Here is a 14,989-nt window from a genome sequence, read left to right on the forward strand (position 1 = left end):
AAAGGAGGGGCTGTCTAAAGCTTTGAAGGCAGTCTTTAAAGAGTATGAAAAAAGTACATTTGTCTTTGATACAAAGAATCCTGATTACTTAAACTTTAATAATAAACTTAGTCTTGAACAGCGACACGAAATTGATGCTCAAACGGCTCGTCTGAATGAAGAAATTTTTTCTCAGTCTTTTCTAAGTTTAAAGATTGATAAGGATTTAGCTATTTCCGTTTTATTTGCAACTATGTCTACCATTACACATAAGGATCAGTTACCTGTTGATATTGAACAAGTTTTTGATTTTATGATTGAAAATTTGGTGGAAGTCATTTTTGAATAAAAGCTGAAAGATGGGGCTTTGGCTTGGAAATTCCACCTTCAATATAATAAGAAGTGCTTTCATTTCCTAAGAAATATTTTGTAAGCGAGCCATAAAATTCTTGAAAAAGATTTCAAAAGGTGATATAATATCAACTTGTAAGGGTTATCACAATAACTCAAAAAGAATTATTTAAAAGGAGAGTCTAACTATGGCTTCTAAAGATTTCCACATTGTAGCAGAAACAGGTATTCACGCACGTCCAGCAACTTTGTTGGTTCAAACTGCTAGCAAATTCGCTTCAGACATCACGCTTGAATACAAAGGTAAATCAGTAAACCTGAAATCAATTATGGGTGTTATGAGTCTTGGTGTAGGTCAAGGTGCAGACGTAGTTATCTCAGCTGAAGGTGCAGATGCAGACGATGCCATCGCTGCAATCTCCGAAACAATGGAAAAAGAAGGATTGGCTTAATATGACAGAAATGCTTAAAGGAATTGCAGCATCTGACGGTGTTGCCGTTGCTAAGGCATATCTATTAGTTCAACCGGATTTATCATTTGAGACTGTTTCAGTCGAAGATACGAATGCAGAAGAGGCTCGTTTGGATGCAGCTCTTGAAGCTTCACAGAACGAGCTTTCTGTTATCCGTGAGAAAGCAGTAGATAGCCTTGGTGAGGAAGCCGCTCAGGTATTTGACGCTCACTTAATGGTACTTGCTGACCCTGAAATGGTTGGGCAAATCAAAGAAACAATCCGTGCGAAAAAGACCAATGCAGAAGCTGGTCTGAAAGAAGTAACGGACATGTTTATCACTCTCTTTGAAAACATGGACGACAATCCATACATGCAGGAACGTGCGGCTGATATCCGCGACGTGACAAAACGTGTTCTTGCTAACCTTTTGGGCAAGAAATTGCCAAACCCAGCGTCTATCAATGAAGAATCAGTTGTCATTGCTCATGACTTGACTCCTTCTGATACTGCACAGCTGGACAAGAAATTTGTTAAAGCTTTTGTAACCAATATCGGCGGCCGGACAAGCCACTCTGCTATCATGGCGCGTACGCTTGAAATCGCAGCAGTATTGGGAACTAATAACATTACTGAGCTTGTAAAAGACGGCGATGTGATTGCAGCTAACGGTATCACTGGTGAAGTGATTATCAACCCAACTGAAGAGCAAATCGCAGCATTCAAGGCAGCTGGTGAGGCTTATGCTAAGCAAAAAGCTGAATGGGAATTGCTTAAAGATGCTCAGACTGTGACTGCAGATGGCAAGCACTTCGAATTGGCTGCCAATATCGGTACGCCAAAAGACGTTGAAGGTGTCAATGCTAACGGTGCAGAAGCAGTTGGACTTTATCGGACTGAGTTCCTTTATATGGATTCTCAAGACTTCCCGACAGAAGATGAGCAGTATGAAGCTTACAAGGCTGTACTTGAAGGAATGAATGGAAAACCAGTTGTTGTTCGTACTATGGACATCGGTGGAGATAAGGAGCTTCCTTACTTCGATATGCCGCATGAAATGAACCCATTCCTTGGTTTCCGTGCTTTGCGTATTTCTATCTCTGAAACTGGCGATGCTATGTTCCGTACACAAATTCGCGCTCTCTTGCGTGCTTCTGTACATGGACAATTGCGCATCATGTTCCCAATGGTAGCCCTTCTGACAGAATTCCGCAAAGCTAAAGCGGTTTATGACGAAGAGAAAGCTAAGCTGCAGGCTGAAGGCGTTGCAGTAGCAGACAATATCCAAGTGGGTATCATGATTGAAATTCCAGCAGCAGCTATGCTGGCGGATCAATTTGCTAAGGAAGTAGACTTCTTCTCTATCGGTACCAACGACTTGATCCAGTACACTATGGCAGCTGACCGGATGAATGAGCAAGTCTCTTACCTCTATCAACCTTACAACCCATCTATCCTTCGCTTGATCAACAATGTTATCAAGGCAGCTCATGCTGAAGGCAAGTGGGCAGGTATGTGTGGAGAAATGGCCGGCGACCAAACAGCGGTACCATTGCTCGTAGGTATGGGCTTGGATGAATTCTCTATGAGTGCGACTTCTGTTCTTCGGACTCGTAGCCTCATGAAGAAGCTGGATACGAAGAAGATGCAAGAACTGGCTCAGCGTGCACTGACTGAATGTGCAACGATGGAAGAAGTTCTTGAGCTTGAAAAAGAATATCTTGACTTCGATTAATCTGAAAAATTAAGATCAGGAAAAATTTCCTGGTCTTTTTTTGTTGTAGCTTCATAGTAAGAGGGAGCAAAAAGTGGAAACCAAAGAAAAAATTGCAAATAAGCAAGTAGAATATGAACAAACTAAGATTATCTATTTAATTTGTGAAAAAATTCCTTAAATTTACGGATTTTAGTTGAAATTTTCAGAAAATTTGGTAAAATAATATTTAATAAAATTTTGGAGGGGACACGTGACACAATATAAAAACTATGTAAATGGAGAGTGGAAAGTTTCTGAAAATGAAATTGCCATTTCATCTCCCATCAATAATGAGACTTTAGGAACTGTTCCTGCTATGACTCAGGCAGAGGTTGACTATGCTATGGCGAGCGCTCGTGCGGCTTTGCCAGCTTGGAGAGCTCTTTCAGCAGTTGAACGTGCAGCTTATTTGCATAAGGTTGCGGATATTTTGGAGCGTGATCAGGAGAAGATTGGTGAAATCCTTGCTAAAGAAGTTGCCAAGGGGATCAAAGCGGCAGTCGGAGAGGTAGTCCGGACAGCAGACTTGATTCGCTATGCGGCTGAAGAGGGGATTCGTATTCACGGTCAGGTTATGGAAGGCGGTGGCTTTGAAGCTGCCAGCAAGAAAAAACTGGCTGTGGTCCGCCGTGAGCCTGTAGGAGTTGTATTGGCTATTGCGCCATTCAACTATCCAGTTAATCTGTCAGCTTCTAAGATTGCTCCTGCCCTTATCGGCGGAAATGTCGTGATGTTTAAGCCACCTACTCAAGGTTCAATCTCTGGTTTGCTCTTGGCTCAGGCTTTTGCTGAGGCAGGTCTGCCTGCTGGTGTTTTCAATACCATCACTGGCCGCGGTTCAGAAATCGGGGACTACATCATTGAGCATAAGGAAGTAAACTACATTAACTTTACTGGCTCCACTCCAATCGGTGAACGCATCGGTAAGTTGGCTGGCATGCGTCCCATTATGTTAGAATTGGGTGGTAAGGATGCTGCAGTCGTGCTGGAAGATGCTGACTTAGAGCATGCAGCTAAGCAGATTGTTGGTGGGGCATACAGTTATTCCGGCCAGCGCTGTACGGCTATTAAACGTGTTATTGTTATGGAGAGCGTAGCAGATAAATTGGCAGCGCTGATTAAGGCAGAGGTAGAGAAACTGACGGTTGGTGATCCCTTTGATAATGCGGATATCACACCAGTCATTGATAATGCATCAGCAGATTTCATCTGGGGCTTGATTGAAGATGCTCAAGAAAAAGGAGCGTCAGCCCTGACAGAAATCAAACGTGAAGCAAATCTCATCTGGCCTGCCTTGTTTGACCATGTGACACTGGATATGAAAGTAGCTTGGGAAGAGCCATTTGGTCCTGTTCTTCCGATTATTCGTGTGACTTCCGTTGAAGAGGCTATCCAAATCTGTAACCAGTCAGAATTTGGTCTTCAATCTTCAGTCTTTACAAATGATTTCCCGAAAGCATTTGAAATTGCTGAAAAACTGGAAGTGGGTACTGTACATATCAATAATAAGACCCAACGCGGCCCAGATAACTTCCCATTCCTTGGTGTTAAGGGATCTGGAGCTGGAGTGCAAGGGATTCGTTACAGTATCGAAGCCATGACACAAGTGAAATCCATCGTGTTTGATGTGAAATAATGAGAAAGGCGGCTTTGTGCGGCCTTTTTTCTTACCTTGATGAACTTGTAAATCTAACAAAGTTATCGAACTATTTGAAAAGGAACCAACTATTTATATTTTTAAGTGCTTATTATTTTAAAATGTAAATTTACATATTGGTCTATATCTTTATGAAAATTTTCATCCTCTGCTTGTTTGGGATAGCTCCTATATTTAGCGAAAAAGGAATTAAAAGATATCGATAGGCACAAAATGCAGTGGTTTCTATCTTATTTATTACTAATTTCAGCTAATGTTCGGTTCTGGTAATTTTCCGTAAGGATATTTGAAATTTACTTGAAAAAGATATAAAAATAATGTAGAATAGTATTATAGAAAACGCTTACAAATAGAAAGGTGATCGCATGGATAAGAACGAAGCATTAAGAACCTTTACAACAGGTGAAAACTTTCATTTACAGCATTATCTAGGGGCGCATCAGGATGAAGTGGACGGCAAGTCTGGCTATTCTTTCCGCGTTTGGGCGCCTAATGCTCAGAGTGTCCATTTGATTGGAGATTTCACCAATTGGTATGAAGAGCAGATCCCTATGGTCCGAAATGAAGCGGGCGTTTGGGAAGTCTTCACAGAACTGCCTAAGGAAGGAGATATTTACAAGTACAATATCAAGCGCAGCAGTGGTCAGGAAATTTTGAAAATTGATCCGCTGGCTATCTATATGGAAGAGCGTCCGGGCACGGGAGCAGTTATTCGCACTATTCCTGAGAAGAAGTGGAAAGATGGTCTTTGGCTGGCACGCCGGAAGCGTTGGGGTTTCTTCTCTCGGCCAGTCAATATCTATGAAGTGCATGCCGGCTCGTGGAAACGCAATGAAGACGGCAGTCCTTATAGCTTTGCCCAGTTAAAAGAAGACTTGATTCCTTATCTGGTGGAGATGAACTACACACATGTGGAATTCATGCCGCTTATGGCTCATCCGCTGGGACTTAGCTGGGGCTATCAGCTTATGGGCTACTTCGCCTTTGAGCATACCTATGGAACACCAGAGGAATTTCAAGACTTCGTTGAAGAATGTCACTTGAACAATATCGGTGTCATTGTGGACTGGGTACCAGGTCACTTCACTATTAATGATGATGCTTTGGCCTACTATGATGGGACACCGACTTTCGAGTATCAGGATCACGACCGGGCTCATAACTATGGATGGGGAGCTCTCAACTTTGATTTGGGCAAGAATCAAGTTCAGTCTTTCTTGATTTCCAGTATTAAATTTTGGATTGATTTTTATCATCTGGATGGGATTCGGGTTGATGCGGTCAGCAATATGCTCTATCTGGACTATGACAGTGGTCCATGGCAGCCAAATAAAGATGGCGGCAATCGCAACTATGAAGGCTATTACTTCCTGCAGCGTCTCAATACGGTTATCAAATTAGCTCATCCTGATGTCATGATGATTGCAGAGGAAAGCTCCTCAGAAACCAAGATTACTGGTATGAGAGAGCTGGGTGGTCTTGGATTTGACTACAAGTGGAATATGGGCTGGATGAATGATATCCTTCGCTTCTACGAAGAAGATCCGATTTATCGTAAGTACGATTTTAATCTAGTGACCTTCAGCTTTATGTACGCTTTCTCTGAAAACTTCCTCCTGCCATTCTCGCATGATGAAGTGGTTCATGGCAAGAAGAGTCTCATGCACAAGATGTGGGGTGACCGTTACAATCAATTTGCGGGGCTCCGCAACTTGCTGACCTATCAGATCTGTCATCCGGGCAAGAAACTACTCTTTATGGGCTCGGAATTTGGTCAGTTCCTAGAATGGAAGTCAGAAGAGCAGCTAGAATGGTCTAATCTGGACGATCAGATGAACAAGAAGATGCAGGGCTTTACTGCTGCACTCAATGCCTTCTATAAAGACAATCGTCCGCTTTGGGAAATTGATCTGAGCTACGATGGTATCGAAATTATAGATGCGGATAACACCGATCAAAGTGTCCTCTCCTTCATCCGTAAGACGGAAAAAGGAGATATGTTAGTTTGTGTATTCAATATGGCGCCGGTAGAGCGGAAGAACTTTACCATCGGTGTTCCAGTGGAAGCCATTTATGAAGAAGTATGGAACACGGAATTAGAAGAATGGGGAGGTGTTTGGAAGGAACATAACGAAACAGTTCAGTCTCAAGAAGGACTTTGGAAAGATTATCCACAGACCTTGACCTTTACCTTGCCGGCTCTTGGGGCCAGCATCTGGAAGATCAAGCGTCGGATTGCTCGCAAAAATGTTAAAAAAGATTCCACAAAGGAGTAGTAGTCTATGAAGAATGAAATGCTAGCTTTGATTCTTGCCGGCGGGCAAGGAACTCGTCTTGGAAAGCTCACACAGAGTATCGCAAAACCTGCGGTACAGTTTGGCGGTCGCTATCGTATTATTGACTTCGCCTTGTCTAACTGTGCCAACTCCGGTATTCACAATGTCGGTGTCATTACTCAATACCAACCACTAGCTCTGAACAGTCATATCGGAAATGGTTCTAGCTGGGGTCTCGATGGTATAAACTCAGGCGTGTCCATTCTTCAGCCTTATTCTGCGAGCGAAGGAAATCGTTGGTTTGAAGGTACCAGCCATGCGATTTATCAAAATATCGACTATATCGACAGCATCAATCCTGAGTATGTCCTGATTTTGTCTGGGGACCATATCTATAAGATGGACTATGATGACATGCTTCAATCTCACAAGGACAACAATGCCAGCTTGACAGTTGCCGTTCTGGATGTGCCTCTCAAAGAAGCCAGCCGTTTTGGTATCATGAATACAGATGCTAATAATCGGATTGTTGAATTTGAAGAAAAACCAGAAAATCCTAAGTCCACCAAGGCTTCTATGGGGATTTATATCTTTGACTGGCAGCGTCTGCGCAATATGCTGGTAGCTGCTGAAAAGAGCAATGTGGATATGTCTGACTTTGGTAAGAATGTTATCCCTAACTACCTTGAATCTGGCGAAAGCGTTTATGCTTATGACTTTGCAGGCTATTGGAAAGACGTTGGTACAGTAGAGTCTCTCTGGGAAGCCAACATGGAATACATCAGCCCAGAAAATGCTCTGGATAGCCGCAATCGTCGATGGAAAATTTATTCTCGCAACTTGATTTCTCCACCAAACTTCATCAGTGAAAATTCCCACGTGGAAGACTCGCTGGTCGTTGATGGATGTTTCGTTGACGGTACAGTAAAACACTCTATCCTTTCTACTGGTGCTCAGGTCAAAAAGGGTGCAGTCATTGAAGACTCTGTCATCATGAGTGGAGCTGTTATTGGCAAAGACGCTAAGATCAAGCGGGCCATTATCGGCGAAGGTGCGATCATCTCTGATGGTGTAGAGATTGATGGTACAGAGGAAGTATATGTTGTCGGATACAACGAGAAAGTGGGGGTACCAAAAGATGAAGATTGATAAATACTCAGCAATTTTAGGAAACACAGTAGGCTTCCATGATATGTCAACTCTGACAAATCATCGTCCAGTAGCCAGCTTGCCATTCGGTGGGAAATACCGCTTGATTGACTTCCCGCTTTCAAGTCTTGCCAATGCTGGTATCCGCAGTGTCTTTGGTATCTTCCAACAGGACAATATCAGCTCTGTCTTTGACCATATTCGTTCCGGTCGTGAGTGGGGTCTATCTACTTTGCTCAGCCACTATTACTTGGGAATCTACAATACCCGTGTAGAAAGTTCTACAGTCGGTGAGGAATACTATGACCAGCTTTTGACCTACCTCAAACGTTCTGGTTCCAACCAAACGGTTGCACTTAACTGCGATATCCTGGTTAATATTGACCTCAATCAAGTTTTCCATTTGCACAATACAACAGAGCAGCCGATTACAGTTGTCTACAAGAAATTGCATAAGGAAAATATTTCGGATGTGAACGCTGTCCTAGATATTGACGAGACGGACCATGTCAGAGGACATAAACTCTTTGATGGTCGAGAAGATACTGAGCTCTTCAATATGTCTACAGACATCTTTGTGGTAGATACTCCATGGCTGATTGAAAAGCTGGAAGAAGAAGCTAAGAAAGAGCATCCGCAAAAACTGCGCTATGTCCTGCGTGATTTAGCAACTCAGGAAGGGGCATTTGCCTACGAATATACAGGCTATCTAGCTAATATCTATTCTGTAGAGACCTACTACCGTTCCAACATTGATATGCTTGAAAGCAAGAAATTCTACTCTCTTTTCAGTCCTAACCAAAAGATTTACACCAAGGTTAAGAATGAGGAGCCAACTTACTATGCTGAGTCTTCGAAAGTAGCTCGCTCCCAATTTGCGTCAGGAAGCATTGTGGAAGGTGAAGTTATCAATTCTGTGATTTCGCGGAATACCAAGATTAAGACTGGAAGCAGTGTTAAATCCAGTGTTCTCTTCCCTCGAGTGAAAGTTGGAGAAAATGCAAGTGTTGAGTACGCGATTGTGGACAAGGGAGTTGAAATTGCTGAAGGAGTGGTGATTCGCGGAACAGCAGAAGACCCAATCGTAGTCAAGAAGGGCCAAAAAGTTACAGAGGACATAATTCGATGAAGATTTTATTTGCAGCAGCAGAAGGAGCCCCATTTTCTAAGACAGGTGGTTTGGGAGACGTTATCGGCGCTCTCCCCAAATCACTGGTCAAGGCTGGCCATGAAGTTGGTGTTATTCTGCCTTACTATGATATGACCCATGCCAAATTTGGCGACCAAGTGGAAGACCTTTTCTACTTTGAAGTCAGCGTTGGCTGGCGCCGCCAGTACGTTGGGGTCAAGCGACTGGTCTTGAACGGTGTGTCCTTCTATTTTATTGACAATCAGCATTATTTCTTCCGCGGCCATGTTTACGGGGATTTTGATGATGGTGAGCGTTTTGCCTACTTCCAGTTAGCAGCCGTAGAGTTGATGGAGCGGATTGATTTCATTCCGGATGTTCTGCATGTTCACGATTATCATACAGCTATGATTCCTTTCTTGGTTAAGGAAAAATACCATTGGATTCAAGCATATCAGAATATCAAGACTGTCTTAACTATCCATAATCTGGAGTTCCAAGGTCAATTCCCTGACAGCATGCTTTGGGAACTGTTTGGAGTGGGCTATGAGCGCTATGCAGACGGAACCCTGCGTTGGAATGACTGTCTCAACTGGATGAAGGCTGGTATTCTCTATGCTGATCGAGTGACAACTGTATCACCAAGCTATGCAGGTGAAATCCGTACACCAGAATTTGGCTGTAATTTGGATCAAATCCTGCGGATGGAGTCCGGTAAGCTGGTCGGAATTGTCAACGGTATCGATACAGATATCTATAATCCAGAAACGGATCCACTCTTAGCCCACCACTTTGACAAATCTGACTTATCTGGTAAACTAGAAAACAAGCGGGCTTTGCAAGAGCGAGTTGGTCTGCCTGTGCGTGACGATGTGCCAGTGGTTGGGATTGTTTCCCGCCTGACGCGTCAGAAAGGCTTTGATTTGGTAGTGGAAGAGCTGCACAATCTCCTCCAGGAAGATGTGCAGATTATCCTCTTGGGAACAGGCGATCCAGTTTTTGAGCAGGCTTTCGCTTGGTTTGGTCATGCCTATCCTGATAAGCTTTCAGCTAACATCCTCTTTGATGTGACCTTGGCTCAGGAGATCTATGCTGCCAGCGATATTTTCCTCATGCCAAGCCGCTTCGAGCCTTGTGGCCTGTCACAAATGATGGCTATGCGCTACGGAACCTTGCCTTTGGTGCATGAAGTGGGCGGTCTGCGTGATACCGTAGAGCCTTACAATGCCTATACAGGACAGGGAACTGGCTTTAGCTTTAATAACTTTTCTGGCTACTGGCTGACTTGGACCTTCAAGGAAGCACTCAGGCTTTATGCCGATGACAAGGAAGCTTGGAAATCTCTGCAAGAGCAGGCCATGGAGAGAGACTTCTCTTGGGATACAGCCAGCCAGGCTTACAGTGATTTATATCAATCACTTCTATAACATTTACTTCGGAATCAGTGTAAACAAATCCTCTCTTGTCCATGGGACAAGGGAGGATTTCCGTGAGAATTACATTTTTATATATTATCATACTGTTTTGGAGCTCTGTTTTTAGCTTGTGGCTGAAGCGAGAGTTTCACATCTTGATTGAAAAAGTATTCCTGCGTTTAAAAACTGTTTCCCGCTATCAAGAAAGGGAGATAACCACCCACCATGGAACTGACAAAAGAACGTTTTATTCGAGATTTTAAGGATATTCTACATGAAAGACAGCTGATTAAGGTTGCTGATGCGACTTCAGTGGAGCTGTTTCAGGCTCTGGCCAGCACTGTCCGCAAGTATATCACGCCCCTTTGGCTGGAGCGCCGCAATCAGTTGATTGAGCAGCAGCAAAAGACAGCTTATTACTTTTCTATCGAGTTTCTTCCAGGACGCATGCTGGAAACTAATCTGCTCAACTTAGGTATCCTTGATACGGTCAAGGAAGGCTTTGCCGAGTTGGGCGTTGACTTTGAGGATGTTAAGAATGCTGAGTATGATATGGCCTTGGGGAATGGTGGTCTGGGCCGCTTGGCGGCTGCCTTTATGGACTCGCTGGCAACCACTGGCTATCCAGGATTTGGAAATGGGATTCGCTATCGCTATGGACTCTTTAAGCAACGCATCGTTGATGGCTATCAGGTAGAAATTCCTGATGCTTGGTTTGGCAGTCTGGGCAATGTCTGGGAAACCCGTAAGGACCATGATATTGTCGATGTTAAAATTTTCGGAAATGTCTCCCTCCATGCCAATGAAAAAGGTCGGATTGTGCCTCTTTATGAGAATTCCAAAATCTTGCGGGCCGTTCCTTACGATGTGCCACAGATTGGCTTTGGCAATGACAATGTCAACAATCTCCGGCTTTGGGATGTTGAAATTCCAGAAGAGCATGAACTGGACTATCCGACCATTGAAGCTCGTCGCCGGGTGCAAGATATCACTGCCATTCTCTATCCAGACGACTCTAGCTACGAAGGAAAAGAGCTGCGCTTGATCCAGGAATACTTCATGACCAGTGCAGGTCTGCAGACCATTATCAAATCCTACCTCAAGCAAGGTCGTCCGCTCAAGGATATTCATGAGAAGGTCTCTGTCCATATCAACGATACCCACCCAGCGGTTGCACCGGCCGAATTTATGCGTCTCTTGATGGATGAGTATGATCTGGAATGGGCTGATGCTTGGAATGCTACGGTTAAAACCATGAGCTACACCAACCACACCATTCTGTCTGAAGCCTTGGAAAAATGGGATGCAGAGCTCTTTAAGAATGTCCTGCCGCGGGTTTATCAGATTATCTTAGAGATTGACAACCGCTATGTAGCTGAAATGGCTGGGCGTGGCCTTGATCCGCAAGTCATCGAAAACACTCGGATTGTCAAGGATAATCAAATCCACATGGCCCACTTGGCTATTATTGGCGGTCACTCAATCAATGGGGTTGCCAAACTTCACACCGAACTGCTCAAAGAAGATACTTTGCGTGATTTCTATAGCATTTACCCAGAGAAGTTTAATAACAAGACCAATGGGATTATCCAGCGCCGCTGGCTGCAAATTGCGGATGAGCCTTTATCGGCTGAGATTGATAAGCTGATTGGTCAGGGCTGGAGAAGTGATATCCATGAGCTGCGCAAGCTCTTGGAATTCAAGGATGATCCGCAAGTGCTGGGCGATTTCTATCGAGTGAAGCAAGAAGCTAAGGCTCGACTGGCTGACTTCATCAAGGAATCAACAGGAGTAGAAGTTTCTACAGAAGCCATCTTTGATGTGCAGGTGAAACGCCTCCACGCTTATAAGCGTCAGCTGCTCAACCTGCTTCATATCATCAAGCTTTACTGGGACCTCAAGGACAATCCTGATAAGGATATGGTGCCACGTGTCTTTATTTTCGGTGCCAAGGCTGCTCCAGGCTACCACTTTGCCAAGTCGGTTATCAAGCTGATTAATGAAGTAGCCAATCTGGTCAACAAGGATGAAAGCCTGCAAGGAAAACTCAAGGTTGTCTTCTTGGAAAACTACCGCGTCAGCCTGGCTGAGCTCATCATTCCAGCTGCGGATGTATCAGAGCAGATTTCTCTGGCTTCCAAGGAAGCTTCTGGTACTTCCAACATGAAGTTCATGATGACAGGTGCCATTACCTTGGCTACTCTGGACGGAGCCAATATCGAAATCAAGGACGAGGTCGGTGACGACAATATTGTCATCTTTGGGATGGACAAGGACCAAGTTTATGAGCACTATGCCCGCCACGATTACTACTCACGCGGTGTCTATGAGAGCAATCCAGACATTCGCCGAGTGGTCGATACCTTTGTCAATGGTACCATTCCAAACGTCCGTGAAGAAGGCTCTGAAATCTACGAGGCCCTCATCACCCACAATGATGAATACTTCCTCTTGGAAGACTTCCATGCCTATGTAGAAGCTCAAGAGAAGATTGATGCTCTCTATCGTGATAAAGAAAAATGGGCCCGCATGAGTTTAATCAACATCGCTACATCTGACAAGTTTACCTCAGATGATACCATTGAGCAATATGCTAAGGAAATCTGGAACTTGGAGAAATAATCCTCTTCAGAAAACATGAACAATAAGAGATTGGGGCTTGGGTCTCGGTCTCTTTTGCTATCTATCTACCATCTTGTCTAGAAATATGCTATAGTAGAGAAAGTATGAGAGTTCAACTTTTAGAAAAGCAGGGTAAGCAAGCATGAAAGACTACACCATTTTTTATCAACAATTAATAGCTCCCTTTAGCAGTCGTCCTCAGTGGCTGAAGGGGCTGGTTTACTTTAATAGGGGAATGACCCTGTTCATACCTATTGTTTATGGTCTCGTTCTAATCAGTTCTTTTCTGACGGAAGGCTGGAAAGGGCTGCTTACTTTTTTCTTCTTACCAGCTATCGGATTCGGTCTGTTGTCAGCTATTCGTAAACGGCTGAATCAGCCACGCCCTTACGAAAAATGGCCAATTCAGCCCTTGTTGGCCAAGGATACATCAGGCAAGTCCATGCCCAGCCGCCATGTCTTTTCGGCGACAGTGATTTCCATGTGCCTGCTCTACTTTTTCTGGTTGCCGGGACTCTTCTGCCTCTTGCTTTCAGTAGGGCTGGCCGCAGTGCGCGTGATTGGCGGAGTGCACTATCCAAAGGATGTGCTGGTCGGCTATCTTTGCGGCATTTGCTGGGGAGCTTTACTCTTTTTATTATAAAGGACCTGTTTTCGGCAGAGAGTAGACAAAGAACCTCCAGCTATATTATAATAGAAGCAGCAACAACCGTTTCGACACCAAGGGCTATTCCTTGCTGGATGTAAAAAATATTTAAGGAGAATACTATGTCAGAACCATTATTTCTACAGTCTGTGATGCAGGAAAAGATCTGGGGCGGCACCAAGCTGCGCGATGTCTTTGGCTATGAAATTCCCAGCGACCATGTAGGGGAGTACTGGGCTATCTCGGCTCATCCCAATGGTGTGTCAACCGTCAAGAACGGACGATTTGCCGGTCAGAAGTTAGATGCGCTCTATGCCGAGCACCGTGAACTTTTTGGCAATCGTTCGGAACCTGTCTTTCCACTTTTGACCAAGATTTTAGATGCCAATGACTGGCTCAGTGTTCAGGTCCATCCTGATGATGCCTATGGACTGGAGCACGAAGGGGAGCTTGGTAAGACTGAATGCTGGTATGTCATTGCTGCAGACGAAGGAGCAGAGATTATCTATGGTCACAATGCAAAGAGCAAGGAAGAGCTGCGCCAGCAGATTGAGAGCAAAGACTGGGACCGTCTCCTGACCAAAATTCCGGTCAAGGCTGGTGATTTCTTCTATGTACCAAGTGGCACCATGCATGCTATTGGCTCAGGGATCCTGATTTTGGAAACTCAGCAGTCCAGTGACACAACCTATCGTGTGTATGACTTTGATCGCAAGGACGATGCTGGCAATCTTCGCGAGCTGCATTTGGAGCAGTCTATTGATGTTTTGACTATTGGTAAGCCTGCTAATAGCCGTCCTGTTACCATTCAGGCAGATAGTTTGACTTCTACTCTTTTAGTGGCCAATGACTTCTTTGCTGTTTACAAGTGGGATATTGCCGGTTCAGTTAATTTTAAAAAGACAGCAGATTATAGCTTGGTCAGTGTCTTGGAAGGTCTTGGTGAGCTGGAAGTTGATGGAGCTGTCTACGCACTTGAAAAAGGGGAGCATTTCATCCTGCCAAGCGATGTCACAGAATGGACCTTGTCTGGAGATTTGCAGCTGATTGTCAGCCATCCATAATCGTAGAAAAATCAAGAGCAAATAATCACTTTGCTCTTTTTTCTTTTAAAAATATCGGAAATAAGTAAAATTCTAGACAGTTTCTTCTTATTTATATAGCAGAATAGTTTGTATGTTGATAATTATTTAATTGCTTTTGGTAAAAAATTTTATATAACAAAAGAAAAAAATAAAAAACGCTTACAAGTGTGTAAAAGATTGACTATTCGATATTTTAGGAGTAAACTAAGGAAGTAATTTAAAAATATTAAGGAGAAGTCATCATGAATTTAACATATTTAGGACTTTGTTTTGCCTGCTTTGGCGTATCAATTGCTGAAGGTTTGATTATGAGTAATTTATTTAAGGCAGCGTCTCGTCAGCCAGAAATGATTGGTCAATTGAGAAGCCTCCTAATCTTGGGAATTGCCTTTGTCGAAGGTACTTTCTTTGTAACGCTGGCTATGGCCTTTGTTATCAAATAAGAAAGAATTCTCTTTAGAAAAGGGGGTGT

At 43.8% G+C, this 14,989-nt stretch carries 11 protein-coding genes and 1 pseudogene; all 12 read left to right on the top strand.

All coding sequences use genetic code 11. The annotated features are described in order from the left end of the window. Positions 1-328 (top strand): annotated as a pseudogene (locus D8886_RS06610) (TetR/AcrR family transcriptional regulator); the annotation flags it as partial. Between the two features lie 190 nt (positions 329-518). Beyond that, the gene (locus D8886_RS06615) at positions 519-782 is read left to right on the top strand and encodes a phosphocarrier protein HPr (protein WP_002929889.1); all 264 of its coding nucleotides are present in this window, start codon (positions 519-521) and stop codon (positions 780-782) included. A 1-nt stretch (position 783) separates the two neighbouring features. Next, on the top strand, positions 784-2,517 hold the full coding sequence (gene ptsP / locus D8886_RS06620; RefSeq protein ID WP_002900755.1) for a phosphoenolpyruvate--protein phosphotransferase: 1,734 nt from the start codon (positions 784-786) through the stop codon (positions 2,515-2,517). Between the two features lie 232 nt (positions 2,518-2,749). After that, positions 2,750-4,174, top strand: coding sequence for an NADP-dependent glyceraldehyde-3-phosphate dehydrogenase (locus tag D8886_RS06625; RefSeq protein ID WP_125434723.1), 1,425 nt, complete (start codon positions 2,750-2,752; stop codon positions 4,172-4,174). Positions 4,175-4,560: 386 nt separating this feature from the next. After that, positions 4,561-6,471, top strand: a complete 1,911-nt coding sequence (gene glgB, locus D8886_RS06630; protein WP_125434725.1) for a 1,4-alpha-glucan branching protein GlgB — start codon at positions 4,561-4,563, stop codon at positions 6,469-6,471. A 6-nt stretch (positions 6,472-6,477) separates the two neighbouring features. Further along, complete coding sequence (locus D8886_RS06635) at positions 6,478-7,620, top strand: glucose-1-phosphate adenylyltransferase (protein ID WP_002904142.1); 1,143 nt, start codon at positions 6,478-6,480, stop codon at positions 7,618-7,620. Continuing rightward, positions 7,610-8,749 (top strand): glucose-1-phosphate adenylyltransferase subunit GlgD, encoded by a 1,140-nt coding sequence (gene glgD, locus D8886_RS06640; RefSeq protein ID WP_125434727.1) that lies wholly within the window; start codon positions 7,610-7,612, stop codon positions 8,747-8,749. Before D8886_RS06635 ends, glgD begins: the two co-directional genes overlap by 11 nt. Next, on the top strand, positions 8,746-10,176 hold the full coding sequence (glgA, locus tag D8886_RS06645; RefSeq protein ID WP_125434729.1) for a glycogen synthase GlgA: 1,431 nt from the start codon (positions 8,746-8,748) through the stop codon (positions 10,174-10,176). Before glgD ends, glgA begins: the two co-directional genes overlap by 4 nt. Positions 10,177-10,389: 213 nt before the next feature. Beyond that, positions 10,390-12,786, top strand: coding sequence for a glycogen/starch/alpha-glucan phosphorylase (locus D8886_RS06650; protein ID WP_125434731.1), 2,397 nt, complete (start codon positions 10,390-10,392; stop codon positions 12,784-12,786). A 142-nt stretch (positions 12,787-12,928) separates the two neighbouring features. Then, a complete protein-coding gene (locus tag D8886_RS06655; protein WP_125434733.1) occupies positions 12,929-13,429 on the top strand; it encodes a phosphatase PAP2 family protein in 501 nt (166 codons plus the stop codon). 125 nt (positions 13,430-13,554) lie between these two features. After that, the gene (gene manA / locus D8886_RS06660; RefSeq protein ID WP_125434735.1) at positions 13,555-14,496 is read left to right on the top strand and encodes a mannose-6-phosphate isomerase, class I; all 942 of its coding nucleotides are present in this window, start codon (positions 13,555-13,557) and stop codon (positions 14,494-14,496) included. A 263-nt stretch (positions 14,497-14,759) separates the two neighbouring features. Continuing rightward, a complete protein-coding gene (locus D8886_RS06665) occupies positions 14,760-14,960 on the top strand; it encodes a F0F1 ATP synthase subunit C (RefSeq protein WP_002897908.1) in 201 nt (66 codons plus the stop codon). Positions 14,961-14,989: the final 29 nt, after the last annotated feature.

It is taken from the genome of Streptococcus sanguinis (assembly GCF_003943655.1).
GTDB lineage: Bacteria > Bacillota > Bacilli > Lactobacillales > Streptococcaceae > Streptococcus > Streptococcus sanguinis_F.

Bases quoted from the DNA above. Each gene is read 5' to 3' on its own strand.
- D8886_RS06615 (WP_002929889.1), top strand. From the start codon at position 519: ATGGCTTCTAAAGATTTCCACATTGTAGCAGAAACAGGTATTCACGCA.
- ptsP (WP_002900755.1), top strand. From the start codon at position 784: ATGACAGAAATGCTTAAAGGAATTGCAGCATCTGACGGTGTTGCCGTT.
- glgB (WP_125434725.1), top strand. From the start codon at position 4,561: ATGGATAAGAACGAAGCATTAAGAACCTTTACAACAGGTGAAAACTTT.
- D8886_RS06635 (WP_002904142.1), top strand. From the start codon at position 6,478: ATGAAGAATGAAATGCTAGCTTTGATTCTTGCCGGCGGGCAAGGAACT.
- glgD (WP_125434727.1), top strand. From the start codon at position 7,610: ATGAAGATTGATAAATACTCAGCAATTTTAGGAAACACAGTAGGCTTC.
- glgA (WP_125434729.1), top strand. From the start codon at position 8,746: ATGAAGATTTTATTTGCAGCAGCAGAAGGAGCCCCATTTTCTAAGACA.
- D8886_RS06650 (WP_125434731.1), top strand. From the start codon at position 10,390: ATGGAACTGACAAAAGAACGTTTTATTCGAGATTTTAAGGATATTCTA.
- D8886_RS06655 (WP_125434733.1), top strand. From the start codon at position 12,929: ATGAAAGACTACACCATTTTTTATCAACAATTAATAGCTCCCTTTAGC.
- manA (WP_125434735.1), top strand. From the start codon at position 13,555: ATGTCAGAACCATTATTTCTACAGTCTGTGATGCAGGAAAAGATCTGG.
- D8886_RS06665 (WP_002897908.1), top strand. From the start codon at position 14,760: ATGAATTTAACATATTTAGGACTTTGTTTTGCCTGCTTTGGCGTATCA.